The sequence below is a fragment of the Proteus mirabilis HI4320 genome, assembly GCF_000069965.1.
GTDB classification, from domain to species: Bacteria; Pseudomonadota; Gammaproteobacteria; order Enterobacterales; family Enterobacteriaceae; genus Proteus; species Proteus mirabilis.
Genome location: NC_010554.1, coordinates 446339 through 468231 on the forward strand (window position 1 = coordinate 446339; position 21893 = coordinate 468231).

General features: G+C 41.9%; 12 protein-coding genes, 2 tRNA genes and 3 rRNA genes. 10 read left to right on the forward strand and 7 right to left on the reverse strand.

Translation table 11 applies throughout. From position 1 onward, the window contains the following. Nucleotides 1-146: 146 nt before the first annotated feature. Nucleotides 147-482, reverse strand: a complete 336-nt coding sequence (raiA, locus tag PMI_RS01900) for a ribosome-associated translation inhibitor RaiA (protein ID WP_004244763.1) — start codon at nt 480-482, stop codon at nt 147-149. Nucleotides 483-751: 269 nt separating this feature from the next. Then, nucleotides 752-1486 (reverse strand): outer membrane protein assembly factor BamD, encoded by a 735-nt coding sequence (bamD, locus tag PMI_RS01905; RefSeq protein ID WP_012367573.1) that lies wholly within the window; start codon nt 1484-1486, stop codon nt 752-754. 130 nt (nt 1487-1616) lie between these two features. Here bamD and rluD point away from each other — a divergent pair, with 130 nt between their 5' ends. From rluD to rrf, 8 genes are all read left to right on the forward strand, one after another. Further along, nucleotides 1617-2594, forward strand: coding sequence for a 23S rRNA pseudouridine(1911/1915/1917) synthase RluD (gene rluD, locus PMI_RS01910; protein ID WP_004244761.1), 978 nt, complete (start codon nt 1617-1619; stop codon nt 2592-2594). Next, nucleotides 2595-3326, forward strand: coding sequence for a purine nucleoside phosphorylase YfiH (gene yfiH / locus PMI_RS01915; protein WP_012367574.1), 732 nt, complete (start codon nt 2595-2597; stop codon nt 3324-3326). A 145-nt stretch (nt 3327-3471) separates the two neighbouring features. After that, on the forward strand, nt 3472-6048 hold the full coding sequence (gene clpB, locus PMI_RS01920) for an ATP-dependent chaperone ClpB (protein ID WP_004244758.1): 2577 nt from the start codon (nt 3472-3474) through the stop codon (nt 6046-6048). 578 nt (nt 6049-6626) lie between these two features. Beyond that, nucleotides 6627-8169 (forward strand): 16S ribosomal RNA (locus PMI_RS01925). 71 nt (nt 8170-8240) lie between these two features. Continuing rightward, nucleotides 8241-8317, forward strand: a tRNA-Ile gene (locus PMI_RS01930). A gap of 133 nt (nt 8318-8450) precedes the next feature. Beyond that, nucleotides 8451-8526, forward strand: a tRNA-Ala gene (locus PMI_RS01935). Nucleotides 8527-8862: 336 nt separating this feature from the next. Beyond that, nucleotides 8863-11937, forward strand: a 23S ribosomal RNA gene (locus tag PMI_RS01940). A 204-nt stretch (nt 11938-12141) separates the two neighbouring features. Next, a 5S ribosomal RNA gene (gene rrf / locus PMI_RS01945) occupies nt 12142-12257 on the forward strand. Together the 16S, 23S and 5S rRNA genes with 2 tRNA genes alongside form the textbook arrangement of a ribosomal RNA operon. Before the next feature lie 93 nt (nt 12258-12350). On the opposite strand, the gene PMI_RS01950 is transcribed toward rrf, so the two are convergent. The 4 genes from PMI_RS01950 to PMI_RS01965 form a co-directional block, all read right to left on the reverse strand. Further along, entirely contained in the window at nt 12351-12698 is a 348-nt protein-coding gene (locus tag PMI_RS01950) for a YfiM family lipoprotein (protein ID WP_012367575.1), read from the reverse strand. A gap of 147 nt (nt 12699-12845) precedes the next feature. Continuing rightward, entirely contained in the window at nt 12846-14204 is a 1359-nt protein-coding gene (pssA, locus tag PMI_RS01955; RefSeq protein WP_004246096.1) for a CDP-diacylglycerol--serine O-phosphatidyltransferase, read from the reverse strand. A gap of 188 nt (nt 14205-14392) precedes the next feature. Beyond that, on the reverse strand, nt 14393-17053 hold the full coding sequence (locus PMI_RS01960) for a bifunctional acetate--CoA ligase family protein/GNAT family N-acetyltransferase (protein WP_004252258.1): 2661 nt from the start codon (nt 17051-17053) through the stop codon (nt 14393-14395). A gap of 44 nt (nt 17054-17097) precedes the next feature. Continuing rightward, on the reverse strand, nt 17098-17781 hold the full coding sequence (locus PMI_RS01965) for a tRNA-uridine aminocarboxypropyltransferase (protein WP_004247414.1): 684 nt from the start codon (nt 17779-17781) through the stop codon (nt 17098-17100). 137 nt (nt 17782-17918) lie between these two features. On the opposite strand from PMI_RS01965, the gene PMI_RS01970 reads away from it, so the two are divergent. Both PMI_RS01970 and PMI_RS01975 read left to right on the forward strand, forming a co-directional pair. Continuing rightward, nucleotides 17919-18977, forward strand: coding sequence for a C48 family peptidase (locus PMI_RS01970; RefSeq protein ID WP_012367577.1), 1059 nt, complete (start codon nt 17919-17921; stop codon nt 18975-18977). A 174-nt stretch (nt 18978-19151) separates the two neighbouring features. Next, nucleotides 19152-20255: a tRNA/rRNA methyltransferase gene (locus tag PMI_RS01975; RefSeq protein ID WP_004246089.1), complete on the forward strand. Its 1104-nt coding sequence runs from the start codon at nt 19152-19154 to the stop codon at nt 20253-20255. Nucleotides 20256-20362: 107 nt separating this feature from the next. Here the strand turns inward: PMI_RS01975 and emrB are convergent, their stop codons facing one another. Then, a complete protein-coding gene (emrB, locus tag PMI_RS01980) occupies nt 20363-21880 on the reverse strand; it encodes a multidrug efflux MFS transporter permease subunit EmrB (RefSeq protein ID WP_004247419.1) in 1518 nt (505 codons plus the stop codon). Nucleotides 21881-21893 lie beyond the last annotated feature (13 nt).

Genomic DNA, 21893 nt, shown 5'->3' on the forward strand with positions numbered 1-21893 from the left:
TGGATTGATTAACTATTTAACATATAGCTATCAAACATGATGATGGGTGAGGAGTCAAGAAAAATACAATAAAAAGCGCATCACGAGGATGCGCAGAGGCGTTTTGAGTCAGTGAATTATTCTAATTTTTAATCAAGCTTCACTACTTATATTTCATTTACGAGTAAATTTTCTTCTTTTAAGCTATTGGCCGCACGTCGAGACTCATTTTTATGCTGAACTTTATTTAATTGACGTTCCAATTTTGCCAAGAGATCATTAATTGCCGCATACATATCAACATGTTGTGCGTTTGCTACAAGTTGTCCATTCGGAGTATGAATACTTGCATCAACACTAAAACCTTTTGGATCCTTAGTGAGAATAATATGAGGGTTGATTAAATTTACCTGCCATTTGTTAAGTTTAGTTAAACGGCTTTCAATGTGTTCACGTAGTGCTGGGGTAATGTCCATTTGTTTGCTAGTGATATTTATAATCATATAGTTACCTCTTTATTACTCCATCTTGGATAGGTTCAGAATATCGTGATACACAATTTAAAACATGATCAAGATCACTTTTTGTTAGAAGTTTATATAACAAGTAATAGAAACGTGACAAATGATAAATAGCTGAAAAAGAGTGCTTGTAGAGTCGTGTTTATTCGTTCATATTAAGAGGGTTGGTCTGATGAAAAGTAAGTTTTTAGCCTTTGAATTAGCATAAAAAAACAGCAGCGCTAGGCTGCTGTTTTTGATAGTAAAAATGTTTAAGCAGGGTTGGCTGCAATCAGTGAGGCAACTTTATCTGCTTCTTGAGTTAAGCCTAGTTTTTTGTAGGCATTTTCCATATACACAAGCGCTTCACGTGTAGCTTCGGTATCTGGATAATCACGCATCATTTGTTCAACTCGATTAATAACCGCGACATAAGCCCCTCGTTTGGTATAGAATTTCGCAACAGAGAGTTCATATTTCGCTAAACGGTTTTTAAGAAAAACAAGACGCTTTGTGGCATCTGCTGTGTAGAGGCTATCAGGATAGTAGCGAACTAACTGGCTAAAGTCTTTGAAAGCCACTCTTGCATGCTGAGGATCACGGTCTGAGCGATCAATACCAAAGAATCCTTGTAATGCACTATCATCTAATGCCTGAGCGGTTAACCCACGCATATATAGAACATAGTCAATATTTGGATGGGTTGGGTTTAATCGCATAAAGCGGTCAATAGCGGAAATCGCCATTGGTAACTCAGCTGATTTATAATAAGCATAAATCAGATCAAGCTGAACTTGTTGTGAGTAAGGACCAAAAGGATAGCGATTATCGAGAGACTCCAGTTGTTTGATAGCCGCTCCATAATTGCCATCTAGCAATTTTTCTTGGCTTGTTGCATAAAGCTCAGAAGGAGACATATCAGCAGTTGCGTCTTTGTCTGAACTAGAACAGCCAGAAAGTAACAGGCTTACAGTGGCCGCTGCCACTAGGTATTTCATGCGTCTCATCACGTATTGATTATCCTCTGAATAGGTTTGGGAGTCTCTCCGTGAAGCTCCCTGAAATCGGTTATACTATAACTCATTTTAAATGAAACGGCTGTGCCGTCAAAATACTAACTTAATATAGAAACTATTTATGTCTCAACAAATACGACTTAATGCTACAGTCGCAGATTCACAGCTGGGTCAACGCTTAGATCAGGCTTTGGCCGAATTGTTCCCTGATTATTCAAGATCACGCATAAAAGAGTGGATCTTAGACAATAGAGTGCAGGTTAACGATAAAATCATCAATAAGCCAAAAGAAAAAATGCTTGGCGGTGAAAAAATTGAAGTCGATGCCTTAATCGAAGAGGATGTTCGTTGGGAGCCTCAGAATATTCCGTTAAATATCGTCTATGAAGATGATGATATTTTGGTGATTAATAAACCAAGAGATCTTGTTGTTCATCCCGGTGCAGGTAATCCTGATGGCACCGTATTAAATGCACTTCTTTATCGTTATCCAGAGATTGTTAATGTTCCCCGCGCTGGTATTGTTCATCGTTTAGATAAAGATACAACAGGTTTGATGGTTGTTGCAAAAACAGTTCCTGCTCAAACTCACTTGGTAGAAGCATTACAGCGTCGCGAAATCACCCGTGAATATGAAGCGGTTGCAACAGGAAGGATGACAGCAGGAGGGCTGGTTAATGAGCCAATTTCTCGACATCCCACCAAACGTACCCATATGGCAGTGCACCCAATGGGAAAACCTGCGGTGACGCATTATCGTGTTATGGAACATTTCCGTGCCCATACCCGCTTACGTTTGCGTCTAGAAACCGGTCGAACTCACCAAATTCGTGTCCATATGGCTCATATCCATCATCCATTAATTGGTGATCAACTGTATGGTGGTAGACCGCGTCCTTTGAAAGGGGCTAGTGAAGAATTTCGTGAGACGTTACGTCGCTTTGACCGACAAGCACTACATGCCACAATGTTACGCCTTTATCATCCTATTACCGGAATTGAAATGGAATGGCATGCACCGTTGCCTGATGATATGGTAGAACTTATTCGCGTACTAAAAGTGGACGCAGAACAGTTTAAAGATGAAATGGACTGGTAAATGACCTCATTGATTTATCCTGATTGGCCACAGCCTGACAATATTGGCGCATGTAGCACATTAAGAACTGGCGGTGTCAGTTTGCCACCTTATAACAGCCTTAATTTAGGAGCGCATGTGGGCGATGATGCGCTATTGGTAGAACAAAATAGACGTATCATTTGTCAACAAGCTCAATTACCTGAAATGCCATTATGGTTAACACAGGTTCATGGTATTGAGGTGGTTAATTTGGATAATCAAGACAATCATACCGTTGAAGGCGATGCCCTTTACACCTCTAGTGCTAATAAGGTGTGCGCTATCATGACCGCAGATTGTTTACCTGTGCTATTTAGTACCATTGATGGAACGGAAGTTGGCGCTGCCCATGGTGGATGGCGCGGGCTTTACCAAGGTGTATTACAACAGACACTCACTCAATTTAAAGCCTCTAATGAGAAGATTATGGCGTGGTTAGGGCCAGCAATAGGCCCTAATGCTTTTGAAGTAGGGGCAGAAGTCCGTCTCGCTTTTGTAGAAAAAAATATTGCCTTTGATAGCGCATTTATTCCCCACAATGGCAAATACTTAGCTAATATTTATATGTTAGCGAGAATAATTCTGCAGGAAAGTGGGGTAAATCAGATTTATGGTGGGGACTTTTGTACTGTTAGCGATAAATCACGCTTTTTCTCCTATCGACGTGAACATACTACCGGACGTATGGCCTCATTAATCTGGATCAAATAGACGCTCTCCAACGTTTATTCTTCCTTATCCCAAATATAGGCAAATATTTTTGCTCAAAATTGTCATTTTGAGCTTGAATATTGTCTAAATGACCTCATCTATTCTCCAGTGATAAATTTTAAATCGAATTTTACTTGGAGGTGTTATGCGTCTGGATAAATTAACCAATAAATTCCAGCAAGCTCTCGCAGACGCCCAGTCATTGGCACTTGGGAACGATAATCAATTTATAGAACCCATACATTTACTGAGTGCGTTATTTAATCAACAAGGTGGCTCTATTCGCCCACTATTAACATCCACAGGTGTTAATGCCTCACAATTTAATGAAAGAATTAATGATGCATTATCTCGATTACCAAAAGTGGAAGGTGCTGGTGGAGAAGTTCACCCTTCAAACGATTTAATTAAACATCTTAATTTATGCGATAAGTTAGCTCAGAAAAAAGGTGATGAATTTATTTCATCAGAACTTTTTCTTTTAGCTGCCATGGAAAGCGGTGGTCAGGTTGCTGATATGCTAAAAGCCGCCGGAGCTAACAAAGCCAGTTTAGAATTAGCCATTGAAAAAATACGTGGTGGAGAAACAGTGAACGATCAAAATGCAGAAGACCAACGTCAAGCATTGAAAAAATATACTGTTGATTTAACAGAACGAGCAGAACAAGGCAAGCTTGACCCCGTTATTGGACGTGATGAAGAAATAAGAAGAACAATCCAGGTATTACAACGTCGTACTAAAAATAACCCAGTATTAATTGGTGAGCCTGGTGTAGGTAAAACCGCGATTGTTGAAGGTTTAGCTCAACGGATCGTTAATGGAGAAGTTCCTGAAGGTTTAAAAAATAAACGTGTGCTTTCACTTGATATGGGGTCTTTATTAGCAGGGGCTAAATATCGTGGTGAATTTGAAGAGCGTTTAAAAGCGGTATTAAATGATTTATCTAAACAGGAAGGTAGTGTCATTCTGTTTATTGATGAATTACATACTATGGTTGGTGCTGGTAAAGCTGATGGTGCGATGGATGCAGGGAACATGTTGAAACCTGCTTTGGCACGTGGTGAATTACACTGTGTCGGCGCCACTACATTAGATGAGTATCGCCAATACATTGAAAAAGATGCGGCTTTAGAGCGTCGTTTCCAAAAAGTTTATGTGGCGGAGCCTACGGTAGAAGATACCATCGCCATTTTGCGTGGTTTAAAAGAGCGTTATGAATTGCATCACCATGTACAAATTACGGATCCGGCGATTGTAGCAGCAGCTACTTTGTCTCATCGTTATATTTCTGATCGTATGTTGCCAGATAAAGCAATTGACTTAATCGATGAGGCTGGGGCAAGTCTACGTATGCAGATGGATTCAAAACCAGAAGCATTAGATAGACTGGATAGAAGAATTATTCAGCTAAAACTTGAACAGCAAGCACTGCAAAAAGAATCTGATGATGCAAGTAAAAAACGTTTAGCTATGTTAAATGAAGAACTTGCAGAAAAAGAGAAAGAGTATTCTAGCTTAGAAGAAGAGTGGAAAGCAGAAAAAGCAGAGCTTACTGGTACTCAGCATATAAAAGCAGAATTAGAGCAAGCGCGTATTGCACTAGAGCAGGCTCGCCGTAGTGGTGATTTGGCAAAAATGTCAGAGATCCAATATGGTCAAATTCCTACTTTAGAAAAACAACTTGCTGAAGCCAATAAAACTGAAGATAAGCATATGAAACTGTTACGTAACAAAGTAACAGATGCTGAAATCGCTGAAATCTTAGCACGTTGGACAGGTATCCCTGTGTCTAGAATGTTAGAAGGGGAGCGTGAAAAACTGTTAAGAATGGAACAGGAATTACATAGACGCGTTATCGGCCAAGATGAGGCGGTAAATGCAGTCTCTAACGCAATTCGTCGTAGCCGTGCTGGATTATCAGATCCAAATCGCCCAATTGGTTCGTTCTTATTCTTAGGGCCAACCGGGGTTGGTAAAACTGAATTGTGTAAAGCGCTCGCTGATTTCTTGTTTGATAGTGATGATGCGATGGTGCGTATCGATATGTCTGAGTTTATGGAGAAACACTCTGTTTCACGTTTAGTGGGGGCGCCTCCAGGATATGTGGGCTATGAAGAGGGGGGTTACCTAACAGAAGCTGTTCGTCGCCGTCCTTATTCTGTCATCTTATTAGATGAGGTAGAAAAAGCGCATCCTGATGTGTTTAATATTTTATTACAGGTATTAGACGATGGCCGCTTAACAGATGGACAAGGTAGAACCGTTGATTTCCGTAATACCGTAGTCATTATGACATCAAACTTAGGCTCGGATTTAATTCAAGAGCGCTTCGGTACTCTTGATTATCCGGCAATGAAAACTATTGTTATGGATGTTGTTGGTCACCACTTTAGACCTGAATTTATTAACCGTATTGATGAGGTAGTGGTATTCCATCCATTAGGTAAAGAGAATATTGCCGCTATTGCTCAAATTCAATTACGTCGTTTGTATCAGCGTTTAGAAGAGCGTGGTTATCACGTGACTATTACGGGAGCAGCATTAGAAAAACTGGGTGAAGTTGGATTCGACCCAATCTATGGTGCTCGTCCATTGAAACGTGCTATCCAGCAAGAGGTTGAAAACCCATTAGCGCAAGATATATTGTCGGGTAAATTAGTTCCGGGTAAAGAAATTATCTTGGACTTAGATGACAATCAGATCATTGCAAAACAGTCATAAAGTATCTTTATATATAGTAGTGATATATAGAAGATGTCATTAAATTGAAAAAGAGGCCTGAATAGGCCTCTTTTTTATGCCTGCAGTTTTGTGTTTTTAAAGGTAAATGAACAGAACAAAGAGAAGAGTACCTATTTGATCTATTTTTTGAGCAATAAATGTTTATAAATAGCGCTAAAATCGATGCTCTGATTATTAAATATGCTGTTGAACATTTTTTTTCAAAAAACTATTGCCAGCCTCAGAAAACTCCCTATAATGCGTCCTCGTTGTCACGGCATAGGGCGCTAAGCGAACCGGCTGAGAGAACAAAATAAAAAGTGAAAAGCCTGATAAATTAGCGCTTGACACTGAATGAGGAAGATGTAGAATGCACCTCCTCGCAACAACGCAGAAGACCGGAAACGGCAGCGACAGTTGCACTGCTCTTTAACAAATTATCAGACAATCTGTGTGGGCACTCGCAGAGGCGATATCTTCTAAAAAATTAGATGTATCAAGTCTTGAAGAGTGGCTAACAAGTTAATTCATATAATGAATAAGCTAAGTTTTCGATTTCTTTGAGCATCAAACACTTTTAATTGAAGAGTTTGATCATGGCTCAGATTGAACGCTGGCGGCAGGCCTAACACATGCAAGTCGAGCGGTAACAGGAGAAAGCTTGCTTTCTTGCTGACGAGCGGCGGACGGGTGAGTAATGTATGGGGATCTGCCCGATAGAGGGGGATAACTACTGGAAACGGTGGCTAATACCGCATAATGTCTACGGACCAAAGCAGGGGCTCTTCGGACCTTGCACTATCGGATGAACCCATATGGGATTAGCTAGTAGGTGGGGTAAAGGCTCACCTAGGCGACGATCTCTAGCTGGTCTGAGAGGATGATCAGCCACACTGGGACTGAGACACGGCCCAGACTCCTACGGGAGGCAGCAGTGGGGAATATTGCACAATGGGCGCAAGCCTGATGCAGCCATGCCGCGTGTATGAAGAAGGCCTTAGGGTTGTAAAGTACTTTCAGCGGGGAGGAAGGTGATAAGGTTAATACCCTTGTCAATTGACGTTACCCGCAGAAGAAGCACCGGCTAACTCCGTGCCAGCAGCCGCGGTAATACGGAGGGTGCAAGCGTTAATCGGAATTACTGGGCGTAAAGCGCACGCAGGCGGTCAATTAAGTCAGATGTGAAAGCCCCGAGCTTAACTTGGGAATTGCATCTGAAACTGGTTGGCTAGAGTCTTGTAGAGGGGGGTAGAATTCCATGTGTAGCGGTGAAATGCGTAGAGATGTGGAGGAATACCGGTGGCGAAGGCGGCCCCCTGGACAAAGACTGACGCTCAGGTGCGAAAGCGTGGGGAGCAAACAGGATTAGATACCCTGGTAGTCCACGCTGTAAACGATGTCGATTTAGAGGTTGTGGTCTTGAACCGTGGCTTCTGGAGCTAACGCGTTAAATCGACCGCCTGGGGAGTACGGCCGCAAGGTTAAAACTCAAATGAATTGACGGGGGCCCGCACAAGCGGTGGAGCATGTGGTTTAATTCGATGCAACGCGAAGAACCTTACCTACTCTTGACATCCAGCGAATCCTTTAGAGATAGAGGAGTGCCTTCGGGAACGCTGAGACAGGTGCTGCATGGCTGTCGTCAGCTCGTGTTGTGAAATGTTGGGTTAAGTCCCGCAACGAGCGCAACCCTTATCCTTTGTTGCCAGCACGTAATGGTGGGAACTCAAAGGAGACTGCCGGTGATAAACCGGAGGAAGGTGGGGATGACGTCAAGTCATCATGGCCCTTACGAGTAGGGCTACACACGTGCTACAATGGCAGATACAAAGAGAAGCGACCTCGCGAGAGCAAGCGGAACTCATAAAGTCTGTCGTAGTCCGGATTGGAGTCTGCAACTCGACTCCATGAAGTCGGAATCGCTAGTAATCGTAGATCAGAATGCTACGGTGAATACGTTCCCGGGCCTTGTACACACCGCCCGTCACACCATGGGAGTGGGTTGCAAAAGAAGTAGGTAGCTTAACCTTCGGGAGGGCGCTTACCACTTTGTGATTCATGACTGGGGTGAAGTCGTAACAAGGTAACCGTAGGGGAACCTGCGGTTGGATCACCTCCTTACCTAAGAGATACGTGTTATGTGAAGTGCTCACACAGATTGTCTGATGAAGAACGAGCAGAGATACCGGTATAGGCTTGTAGCTCAGGTGGTTAGAGCGCACCCCTGATAAGGGTGAGGTCGGTGGTTCAAGTCCACTCAGGCCTACCACTTTTCCTTTATGCTGTGTTGTGAAGCAACTCGTTTACATTAAGTAAACTTCGTTACTCCACGCCTTGCCTAAAGAAAAAGCTTCTTATTATAAGAAGAAAAAGGAGTGGTTATACGGGTATTAAAACATTATGGGGCTATAGCTCAGCTGGGAGAGCGCCTGCCTTGCACGCAGGAGGTCAGCGGTTCGATCCCGCTTAGCTCCACCATAATCTCTTGAATATAAAACAATGATTCAGAGTATATTAGGAATAGTATACTGTGAATTATTATGCTCTTTAACAATCTGGAACAAGCTGAAAAATTGAAAACAAATCAATATATCACCGAGGTATATTGATGAGTCTCTCAAAATCTCAAACTTTGAATGTGTTTTGACATCAAAGTGGGATGAGCGAGCAATTTACAGTTCGAGGCGGACAGCGCGCAGCAAGCGCAGCATACTTTTGTATGTGAGCATTGCGAGCACTGCCCAACGAAGAAATGTAATCTGCGCAGCCATCACCACCCAGATAGTCTTTGAAAGAGACACTTTCGGGTTGTGAGGTTAAGCGAATAAGCGTACACGGTGGATGCCTAGGCAATCAGAGGCGATGAAGGACGTGCTAATCTGCGAAAAGCGTCGGTAAGGTGATATGAACCGTTATACCCGACGATATCCGAATGGGGAAACCCAGTATCCAATGGATACTATCATTAACTGAATCCATAGGTTAATGAGGCGAACCGGGAGAACTGAAACATCTCAGTACCCCGAGGAAAAGAAATCAACCGAGATTCCCCTAGTAGCGGCGAGCGAACGGGGAGCAGCCCAGAGTCTTAATCAATAGCAGTGTCAGGAGAACGGTCTGGAAAGTCCGGCAGTAAAGGGTGATAGCCCCGTATCTGAAGATGCTGTTATTGTGAACTCGACGAGTAGGGCGGGACACGTGTTATCCTGTCTGAATATGGGGGGACCATCCTCCAAGGCTAAATACTCCTGATTGACCGATAGTGAACCAGTACCGTGAGGGAAAGGCGAAAAGAACCCCGGCGAGGGGAGTGAAAAAGAACCTGAAACCGTGTACGTACAAGCAGTAGGAGCCCCATCACTCAAGTGCCTCGCACTGAGTGATGCAAGAACATCACCGAAAATAGCGCCGAATTTGCTAACAAGGTTGGTCGATTTTTTCAAGCCGTCGCGCAGTGTACCTAGAAGTACACGAGCAACGGAAGTTAAAAAATCGGGCAAGATTGAACGCAAAGGCAAGCGGGACATTTGAGGATGGGGTGACTGCGTACCTTTTGTATAATGGGTCAGCGACTTATATTCTGTAGCAAGGTTAACCGCATAGGGGAGCCGTAGGGAAACCGAGTCTTAACTGGGCGAATGAGTTGCAGGGTATAGACCCGAAACCCGGTGATCTATCCATGGGCAGGTTGAAGGTTGGGTAACACTAACTGGAGGACCGAACCGACTAATGTTGAAAAATTAGCGGATGACTTGTGGATGGGGGTGAAAGGCCAATCAAACCGGGAGATAGCTGGTTCTCCCCGAAAGCTATTTAGGTAGCGCCTCGTGAACTCATCTTCGGGGGTAGAGCACTGTTTCGACTAGGGGGTCATCCCGACTTACCAACTCGATGCAAACTGCGAATACCGAAGAATGTTATCACGGGAGACACACGGCGGGTGCTAACGTCCGTCGTGAAGAGGGAAACAACCCAGACCGCCAGCTAAGGTCCCAAAGTCATGGTTAAGTGGGAAACGAAGTGGGAAGGCTCAGACAGCCAGGATGTTGGCTTAGAAGCAGCCATCATTTAAAGAAAGCGTAATAGCTCACTGGTCGAGTCGGCCCGCGCGGAAGATGTAACGGGGCTAAACCATGCACCGAAGCTGCGGCAGCGACACAAAGTGTTGTTGGGTAGGGGAGCGTTCTGTAAGCCTGCGAAGGTGTACTGTGAGGTATGCTGGAGGTATCAGAAGTGCGAATGCTGACATAAGTAACGATAATGCGGGTGAAAAACCCGCACGCCGGAAGACCAAGGGTTCCTGTCCAACGTTAATCGGGGCAGGGTGAGTCGACCCCTAAGGCGAGGCTGAAAAGCGTAGTCGATGGGAAACGGGTTAATATTCCCGTACTGGTGGTAACTGCGATGGGGGAACGGAGAAGGCTAGGTTGTCCGGGCGACGGTCGTCCCGGTTCAAGCAGGTAGGCAGAGTGATTAGGCAAATCCGGTCACTTAATGCTGAGATGTGATGACGAACCACCAAGGTGGTGAAGCAATTGATGCCCCGCTTCCAGGAAAAGCCTCTAAGCTTCAGGTTACCAACAATCGTACCCCAAACCGACACAGGTGGTCAGGTAGAGAATACTCAGGCGCTTGAGAGAACTCGGGTGAAGGAACTAGGCAAAATGGTGCCGTAACTTCGGGAGAAGGCACGCTGGCGGTAGGTAAAGTCCCTTGCGGACGGCGCTGAAGCCAGTCGAAGATACCAGCTGGCTGCAACTGTTTATTAAAAACACAGCACTGTGCAAACACGAAAGTGGACGTATACGGTGTGACGCCTGCCCGGTGCTGGAAGGTTAATTGATGGGGTTAGCGTAAGCGAAGCTCCTGATCGAAGCCCCAGTAAACGGCGGCCGTAACTATAACGGTCCTAAGGTAGCGAAATTCCTTGTCGGGTAAGTTCCGACCTGCACGAATGGCGTAATGATGGCCAGGCTGTCTCCACCCGAGACTCAGTGAAATTGAACTCGCTGTGAAGATGCAGTGTACCCGCGGCAAGACGGAAAGACCCCGTGAACCTTTACTATAGCTTGACACTGAACATTGAGCCTTGATGTGTAGGATAGGTGGGAGGCTTTGAAGTGTGGACGCCAGTCTGCATGGAGCCAACCTTGAAATACCACCCTTTAACGTTTGATGTTCTAACCTAGGCCCATAAACTGGGTCGGGGACCGTGTCTGGTGGGTAGTTTGACTGGGGCGGTCTCCTCCTAAAGAGTAACGGAGGAGCACGAAGGTTGGCTAAGCATGGTCGGACATCATGCGGTTAGTGCAAAGGCATAAGCCAGCTTGACTGCGAGAGTGACGGCTCGAGCAGGTACGAAAGTAGGTCTTAGTGATCCGGTGGTTCTGAATGGAAGGGCCATCGCTCAACGGATAAAAGGTACTCCGGGGATAACAGGCTGATACCGCCCAAGAGTTCATATCGACGGCGGTGTTTGGCACCTCGATGTCGGCTCATCACATCCTGGGGCTGAAGTAGGTCCCAAGGGTATGGCTGTTCGCCATTTAAAGTGGTACGCGAGCTGGGTTTAGAACGTCGTGAGACAGTTCGGTCCCTATCTGCCGTGGGCGTTGGAAGATTGAGAGGGGTTGCTCCTAGTACGAGAGGACCGGAGTGAACGCACCACTGGTGTTCGGGTTGTCATGCCAATGGCATTGCCCGGTAGCTAAGTGCGGAAGAGATAACCGCTGAAAGCATCTAAGCGGGAAACTTGCCTCGAGATGAGTCTTCCCTGTCGCTTTAAGTGACCTAAAGGAACGTTTAAGACTAAGACGTTGATAGGCTGGGTGTGTAAGCGTAGCGATACGTTGAGCTAACCAGTACTAATGAACCGTGAGGCTTAACCTGACAACACCGAAAGTGTTTTGTCAGAGAGACGAAACGATGAAGTCAGCTTGTTCAAGATTAAATTACTGGCGACTCACCGAAAGGAAGGAAGCGAGTAATAGACAGACCAGTTTGTCTGGAACAAACTGGAACAGTGCGGAGCACTGGCCCCGAAGGGGTGAGTCTCAGGATGAGACGAATAATTACAGAATTTGAAGAATTCTGCTTGGCGGCCATAGCGCGGTGGTCCCACCTGATCCCATGCCGAACTCAGAAGTGAAACGCCGTAGCGCCGATGGTAGTGTGGGGTCTCCCCATGTGAGAGTAGGGAACTGCCAAGCATTAAATAAGACGAGAAAGCCAACCCAATGGGTTGGCTTTTTTGCGTTTGATATTTTTTATTCTCAATTTTATCCTTTAACTAAGGAAAAGAGTTATTTCAATTGCTGATAGAGTAAACTGCCAGCCGCGGCTCCTGCCACATCATAAGCAAAATCATGCCAGCTCCATCCTGTACCTTGTGGTCGACTATCATAAAGCTCTTTAGCGACGCCTAAACTTATTGAAAAAGATAAGCCAATAACTAATCCTTCTCGATAAGAATAGTTCTGATGATCTGCGTAAGCATTAGCTCCTGCGGAGGCTACCATAGAAAATAAAAAATGCTGTGCTTTATCTTTTCCTTGCCAATTATCATTGGCAACATGAAAGGATTGACAACCATTTAACGTGACGAGTGAAAGTAAAACTATCAGATAGAAGCTATTACGCTTTAGTTTCATATAATATCCACGCCTTATTACTATATCTTGATCGTTAGATAGTTGAGCTTAAATCTTAATAAGTTGAAGTATAGTGGATTATAGCGACAAAAAAGCCTTACTTATTTTAAGTAAGGCTTATAAATAGTGCTTAGCAGTATAGTTAAATTAGAGTATACGACTAATTAGTCTATCAACACGGATACGCCGTAAACGTTTAATTAATTTTTTCACTTTTAGAGGGTAAAATTTAATACTCTCTAATTGTTGATAGCTTTTAACAATTAGTGTTTTTTCTCTGATACAAGCTAACTCTTTATGGCGTTGTTCATGTAATTCATGATGTGGATCGTGAATTAAGATGGCATTTTCAAGATCTAATCCCCAAGCTCGAGGGTTTAGATTATTACCTGTAATTAATTGCCACTCATCATCAACCCACATGCCTTTTAAATGGTAGGTATTATCACCGTCTTTCCAAAGCCTTACTGTTAATTGGTCATTATCAATAAAACGTTGAAAACGTTGGGTGAATTTACGAAGATTAATCTCATATAAATAAGGTAAAGCACCGATTATTTTAAAGGGCTCTTCTGGCGGAATATAAAAGTCATTTGCCGTTTTATCACCAATAATAATCTCAACCTGTTTACCATTTCTCAGTAAATGACTAATTTGACGCACCAAAATAGCAGGTAAATTAAAATAAGGTGTACAAATAACCAACTTTTCTTCAGTCACGGCCATGAGGTGGGAGATAGTCTTATTCAAGATATTTTTCTTGCCTAAGCCGACCAATGGAGTCACTGTTAACTGATTATTTGAGGCATTTCCTTTAATATCGTAACCATCATGTGTGCGTAAATTAAAGCGGAATTGACGGATACAATTTTTAATTTCTGCACAACGCACTCTCTCTTCTGAATCAAGACGTTGAATAGCATCTGATTGCAAAAGGCTATCGACAATGAATTGCTTCATTGTGTTTGCGAGTTCAGCATTATGAATGATGTGATATCTGTCATAACGGTATTTATCAAGTTTATGCAAATAGACGTTATTAATACTTGCACCACTGTAAATAACCGTATCATCAAAGATAAACCCTTTTAGATGTAATACGCCTAATGCTTCACGTGTATTAACAGGAATACCATAAATAGGGACGTCAACATCAGGATGCTGTTGTGCAACTTTATGATACCAATCTGCATTTGTTGCATCAGCAGAGACACCTATACGACCGCGTTGAGCACGATGCCAATCAACAATAACGGTGATGGAAAGTTCAGGACGTTGTTGTTTTGCGGTATAAAGTGCTTCAAGGATCTCCTCGCCCGCTTCATCATGTTCTAGATAGAGTGCGGTAATAAAAATCTCTTTTTGAGCTTGCGCGATATATTTCAATAAGGTGCTGCGAAACGCGGATGTCTGATAAAGCGTTTCAACATCAGCAACTGACTGAGCTAATTTAGGCAGTTGTGCAAGGTGTTGTTGATGCTTAGCAAGTTTTAGTTTAGACAACATCACAGTGCTTATTTCTCTTGTTTATGATGACTAAAAGAGTCATCTTCTATGTAAAAAATTCTGTAACCGATCTTCTGATCATAACATTAGTTATATAGGATGTACGCATAAAATCATCTTATAGAGTGAATTTCTCTTAGGATGTGTGAATAATCACATTCAGAAATTTTCTATTCGCGATTTTATCACTATACATCACTGAGAGGATCAAGAAGCAAGTTGAGATTGACTATTCCTTCATCAAACTGTACTTCCACAGAAAACCCTAATTTTTTAGCTAGACTTATCATATTACGATTTTCAGGCATGGTAATGGCAGTTAACCGTTTGATGCCATGCGCCTTAGTATAGTTGATTAATTTCATCATTAATTGGTGACCCAGTGTATTACCTTTTAAATCAGAGCGTACCAAGATAGCAAATTCAGCCTGTTGATTATCAGGATCTGCCATAGCTCGAGCAACACCAATAATTTCTGGATCATCGTGAGGGTGGCGAATGGCGACAAAAGCCATCTCACGATCGTAATCAATTTGTGTCATATTAGCGAGATCGTCATGGGTAAATTCGCTGATCTCACTAAAATAGCGATAATAGAGATCTTCTTTGGTCACTTGATTAATAAAGGTTTTTAGTAGAGGTTCATCTTCAGGCAAAATAGGTCGAATAAAACAAGGTTTGCTATCTCTTAAAAAGAAAGTTTCTTCTAATTCATTGGGATACGGGCGAATAGAAAGTTTTTGATGAGGATCGCCTTCGATAGGTGACAGCTCCATAGCCACGTCTAACAAAGTGAAATCATTACCCGATACTAACAACGGATGTATGTCGAGCCTGACAATTTGTGGACAATCTAATAGTAAGTGTGAAACTTGCACCAAAAAATGGCTTAAGCTTAGGATATTCAGTGGTTGTAATGCACTTCTAGGTTGGAGCTTGCCACTTTTTATTGCATTAATGACCAGATAACGAGCTAGCGCCATATTAAGTGGTGGCAAAGCAACGGCAGCTTTTGTTTCGATTTGCCACTCAACGCCTCCTTCTCCTAATAGAATTAGTGGGCCAAAGATGGGGTCTTGTTCAATCGCAACACGTAGCTCTTGGGAGCCTGCACGGTTTGCCATACTTTGTACTAATAGTCCTTGAATTTTCGCTTGAGGGTAAAGCTCGCTTACCCGCTCGATAATGGCATGTGCAGCCGATTCAACTTCATTGCTGTCTCTTAAATATAACATAACCCCCTGAACTTCCGATTTATGAGGTATATCAGGAGAGCGTAATTTCAGCGCGACCGGATAACCTATTTTTTCTGCAATACTGACCGCTTCTTGTGCATTATGAGCAATCCAAGTAGGTAAAGTATTAAAGCCATAGGCTTCCATAATGGGCTGGACTTGGTGTGTATCAAGGCGATACTGTTTTTTGTCGAGAGCGTCTTCAATACAGCGATGGGCTTGCTGGGTGTTCATTTTTATTTCTAAAGGTAATGCCGGCGTTTCCTTTAGTTGTTTTTGGTTTCGGCGGTACTCCACCATATGCATAAAAGCGGTAATTGCGCCTTCAGGAGTGCGATAAGTGGGAATCCCCGCTTCACTAAATAATTTACGTGATTGTTGAGATGAATATTCGCCTCCCCAATTAGTAAATAGAGTGAGCCATTTTCTTCTGGGGTGCTTATTAATTGCTTCAATAACTTTTTGTGCTGTTTCAATACTTGGTGCAATAGCACTTGGTGTATGAATTAAGAGTAATGCATCATGATCATGGCTATCTAATAGACAATTCACTGCCCTAATATAGCGCTCTACCGTGGTATCATCACCTAAATTAAGCGGATTACGAATAGCAGATGTGTCTTGCACAATGGCTTGCAATTGTTGCTGAGTATCAGCAGATAATTGTGCTAATTTGCCTGACTGTAAAAATAATTCATCTACGGCCATTGCCGCAGGAGCGGAACCATTGCTGATGATCATCAGTTTCTCGCCTTTTAATGGCGTCATATAACTGAGGGTTTCAACCGCTGAAAACATCTCATGAGTATCTTGTACGCGTAACAGTCCTGCGCGTTGGAAGGCTGCATCATAAGCTACATCATAACTTGGCGTATCGCCTAAGAGTAATTGGGCTTTTTGTGTTCGACCACTTTTTATAACTAGTATTGGCTTATTACGTGATGCACTACGTGAGGCAGACATAAAGCGCCTTGCATCATGAATATGCTCTAAATGCAGTAATATTGCACTGGTTTTACTATCTCTTGCTAGAAAATCCAGTAAATCATCAACTTGGATATCTTGGTTATCACCTAATGCAATAAAATAGGAAAAGCCAATATTGCGGTAATACGCCCAATCTAGGATGGTGTTAGCTACTGCTGCTGATTGTGAGATAAATGCCAATTTGCCTTTTTTTACAGGAAGGGGTGAAAAGCTGGCATTTAAGCCTTGCCAAGGGGCTAATAAACCTAAACTATTTGGACCTAACAAGCGAATATGGTATTGCTGGCAGAGTGTCTTAATAGCTTGAAATTGTTCTGATTGTGCTGAAAGAACAATCACGGCTTTACAGCCTGATTGACCTAATTGCTCAAGAAGTTCAAGATTGCGGCGATGATGAGTACAGATAATTGCCAAGTCTGGTACTTGGGGGAGTTTATCAATAGAAGGATAAGTAAAAACACCAGAAACAGAATTGCGAGTCGGATTGACTGGAAAGACTGGCCCATTAAACCCACCACTGAGTAAGTTTTTCATCATTGTGGTTCCTGCTCTGCCTACTTTGTCAGAGGCACCAATCACCGCAATTGATTTAGGACGTAATAGTGCTTCAAGGCCTCGCTGGCTCATATCAACTCCTAAGTTTATGATAAACTGTATTCAATGTAGCTGATTTACTCTTCTTTTGCCTGACGTCTGTCTGGTTTTCCAATTAAATATTGTTGACGAAAGTAACTAAAATGAGAAAAAAGCTGTTGTGACGCTAAATCATCGCCGACATTGGCTAAAATAGAAGCGGCAACTTCAGCGGTACAATGTTGCTCTTCTCTTGCTGCTTGACGGAGCATGTAGTCACATTTACTGGCTTCATTAATTGAAAACAGTGGTAATGCATCAAGGTAGGGGCTTTTACGAAACATTTTTCTCGCCTCTGTCCAAGTGCCGTCTAGTAAGATAAATAGCGGTGGCTTACTGTTTGCAGGTAACTGGTGATAAACTTTTCGCGAAGGAGAAGCATAGCTGTCTGGGAAGACGACATAAGCTTGTCGATGCGGATCATTAATTGCATCAAGTAAGGCTTTTTCAGGCTCGGTACGTGACCATAAAAAGGCAAGTGTATCGGGTAAAACATCGGCAATTAATTTTCCTGTATTACTTGGTTTCATCACTTCTGTATCGTACATCATTAAACAAAAACGGCTTTTCGCGGTTTGATGAATGATGGTGTCACACAGACACTGTTTTTCAGGTAATAAACAAAAAGTGCATCGTTTAACACGAAAGCCTCTGGCTTTATATGGGCGTGTAGAGATAGAAACTCGATATTGACGAAGTCGAGAAACCGCATTGTCATGCATAACAGAAAGACCACAATCATAAATAAAGGAATGAATATTACCATGATCCCCAAAGGTCTACTATCAGTTGTTTTTTATGAAAGTTTATTTACCGTATAGTGGTAGGATTATTATTATTTAATAAATTTTGGTGACTTATGAAGGTAACACAAATCCTTTTTTGTAATAATGAAAATAGTATTACAGATAATGAAATAAAAAACCTATTTAATATCTTTGATACTCAGGTCATTAATAATAGTAGAGTGGATGTTAATCTTGAGACTGCCAAAAATCAAATAAATAAACTCGCTAATGCAGTTAGGAATGGAAGCTCAAAAGATTTGGATTATTTAGTAAATATCATGTTTCATGATGATATAAAAATAAGCTTATATGCAACTAATCAGCTCTACTTGATTTATCCAAAATTAAATAACTCGATAAGAGAAGATATTAAAGAATTAGTCAAATTACTCTATGAAATAAAAATAAAAGAGGATCAAGAGTATTTTAAAGAACGACCTTTATTAAGTGCAATGGCTTGTGAGGAAGCGATTGCTAGACAAAAGGGAAAAGGGGAGAATGTTTTTATCTCAGCGGTTGATAATTATTTAAATATAAAATGTAATGATAGCGTATTGGCCAATAGTAATGAAAGCGTAAGTAATAATAATCGATATATATCTTCATCTGAATTAGAGTCTTGGGCGTCATTTCAACCCTATCAGTGTGATATTGGTTCCTATGAATCAATACTTAAAAAAATAGAAAATAGCAAAGGATCCGCGGAGTTAAAAAATTATGTGGTTTTAGTCAATAATAACCATTGGGTTGCGTTATTGACTTATAAAGATAGCTGTTTTTTATGTGATTCATTGCCCTCAAGCAAAAAAGATGAACGTCATAACTTATTAATTGAACTAGAAAAAAAAGGATTTAATACTATCAATATAGAATATAATCTACAAGAAAATGTACCTAATGGATGTGGTCTTTTGGCGCTTAATTATATTGATAGTTTACATAATGAATGGAATAAATTTAATCATGAAAAAGAAGATGATTTAATATCCACAATAGAAACAGTATTACAAAAAACAGGAAAAGACTTTCTAAACCTAAGTTGTGGTGAGCAAACCACATTTAATCATGATGTTAGGAAAAAATTGATTATGGATACACTTTTTTGTATTGTTAAATCTAATGATGAATAGCTCCATTAGTTATTGATATAAAAGCTATTTTTTATTAATAAAAAGCTAAATCTAATTTTATTTTTAAAGAGAGTGTTTTTTGATATAGGTTTATCTCTTACTCTGCGTGATTCTCTCGGTGACAGTTGCTAAACTATCATGTAATCTGCGCCCCTATTGCAGTTGGAGAGACTAATGAACGATTCTTATGAAGGTAAAAACGGCAAAGTAAAAGTGATGTATGTCCGCAGTGAGGACAGTGCCGATAATAAACCTAAAAAACCATCCCGCCGCCCTAATAATGCTCGTGGTGATACTGACCGTAGTCATCGTCGTGATGATAAACGCGGTGATAACAAATTTTCTCGTCGTGATGAACGTGGTGCAGGTAAGTCTTCAGGACGTAATCCATCACGCAGTGGATCAAGCTCCTTACGTGATAACGATAGTGAAGGTGGTAATTATTCTCCATGGAAAACGATTTCTCGTCCGGGAGATGAGCCATTAAAAGAGCATGATGGAATTACTGGTAAAAGCCAAATAGATCCCGAACAGCTTCGCCGTCAGCGTTTAGAAGAGACGCGTATCTATGGTGAAAATGCTTGTCAGGCTATGTTTAAAAACCGTCCAGAAGCCATTGTTCGAGCTTGGTTCTTACAAGAAGTAACACCTCGTTTTCGTGAAGCGTTAAAATGGATGGCGGCAAATCGTAAAGCTTACCATGTTGTTGAAGAAGAAGAGATGGTTAAAGCGGCGCGTACGGATCATCATGGTGGCGTTTGTTTCTTAATCAAAAAACGTGTTGGCCATGATGCACAAACCTATTTAAAAGATGCACCAACAAAAGATTGTGTCTTAGCGCTTGAAGATGTGGGTAATCCACATAATGTCGGTGCTATTATGCGTAGCTGTGCTCATTTTGGTGTGAAAGGCGTCATTTCTCCCGACTCATCAGTGCTAGAATCTGGTGCAGCAGTACGTACCGCAGAAGGTGGTGCCGAGTATATTCAAGGAATTGATGCTGATAATTTTGCTCAGACATTAGAGCAGTTTAAACAGGCTGGCTATACCTTAGTGACAACCTCAAGTCACAAAGGAAGTGTGCCACTAGCAAAAGCTCAATTACCTGAAAAAATGGTATTAATCTTAGGTCAAGAGAAGGATGGCTTAAGTGATAGCACGTTAAAACAAGGGGATATGAGCATTTATATTGGTGGTACAGGCCATATTGAAAGCTTAAATGTCTCTGTGGCTTCTGGCGTGTTATTGGCTGAATGGTGGCGTCAACATCACGGCTAATTATTTAATTGTTAGATGATTTAAAAATCCCGCTGAATAATGAACTGCAGTCAGTTCACCATGTTCAGCGGGATTTTTCTTTAATTAACTAATCAATTCATTAATGGTTATTTACCCGGTGAGAATGGCGGTTTAGCAAACCAAACAACCACCAGCATTAAAATGAATATTCCTGCCGCTAGCCAGAAAATTTCATTCGCTGAAATAATCAGACCTTGTTCAGTGATTGTTTTAGCTAAATAAGCCGAGGTTTGTTCATCAGAAAGCCCCAATTCTCTCATCTGTTGAAAAGCCAATTGTGCATCGGGATCGAGTGGATTAATTTTTTCAACAAAGGTTTCATGATGTAATGACTCCCTTTGTGTCCAAATTGTTGTCGTTAATGACGCGCCAATTGCACCCGCTAAGGTTCTTAAAAAATTAGATAAACTGGATGCCGAGGCCATTTTCTCCGGAGGTAATCCCGATAAAGTCATCGTGGTTAATGGCATAAAGAAACATGCTACACCTAAACCTTGCCAGAATTGTGGCCAAGCAACTGTGGCAAAATCCATTCCGGGTTCAAAAGTATAAGCTCGCCAATAAAAACATACCGCAAACATAATAAAGCTAAAGCTAATGATATAGCGTAAGTCGACTTTTCCACCAAATTTTCCGATGATTGGTGTAATGATCAGCGGTAATAAACCAACAGAGGCTGCAGCTAAACCCGCCCATGTTGCGGTATAACCAAAGACTTCTTGCAACAGGAGAGGGAGCAACACAATAGTACCGAAATAGATCATATAAGCGAGACTAAGGGTTAAACAGCCAATAGTGAAATTGCGACTTTTAAACAGAGAAAGATCAATAACAGGGTGTTCGTCAGTTAACTCCCACACAATTAAGAAACTTAACGCCACTACAGCAATAATAGTAAGTACAATAATTTCAGTTGAATTAAACCAATCCAGCTCTTTACCTTGATCAAGCATGATCTGTAGTGCACCAACACCAACCACCAATAGTACGAGACCAATGGTATCTATTGGTTTAATTTCCGTTTTGGTTTCGCGACCCGCTAATGTATTTGAGATGCACATAATAATTAACACACCAAAAGGTACGTTAATAAAGAAGATCCATCCCCAATGGTAATTATCACTGATATAGCCACCTAAAATAGGGCCTAAAATAGGTGCAACGACAATGGTAACCGACCATAACGCTAATGCCATATTGCGTTTTGCTGGTGGATAGTTATTCAATAGCAAACTTTGTGATAACGGAATTAAGGGGCCTGCGACTAAACCTTGAAGTACACGGAAAAAGATCAGCATTTCTAAACTTTGAGAAATACCACACAGCCATGATGTTAAGGCAAATAGTGCTGTTGACCACATAAAGAGGCGTACTTCACCAATACGTTTTGCCAGCCAGCCAGTAATAGGAATTGAGATAGCATTTGCAACACCAAATGAGGTAATAACCCAAGTGCCTTGAGAATTTGATGCACCTAAGTTACCCGCTATTGTCGGGATGGCTACGTTAGCGATTGTTGAATCGAGAACTTGCATAAAAGTGGCCAGCGCAAGTGCGATGGTCATTATAGCAAGTTTTCCTCCTTGTAAGGGTTCTTTAATCACCTTTACACCTCGC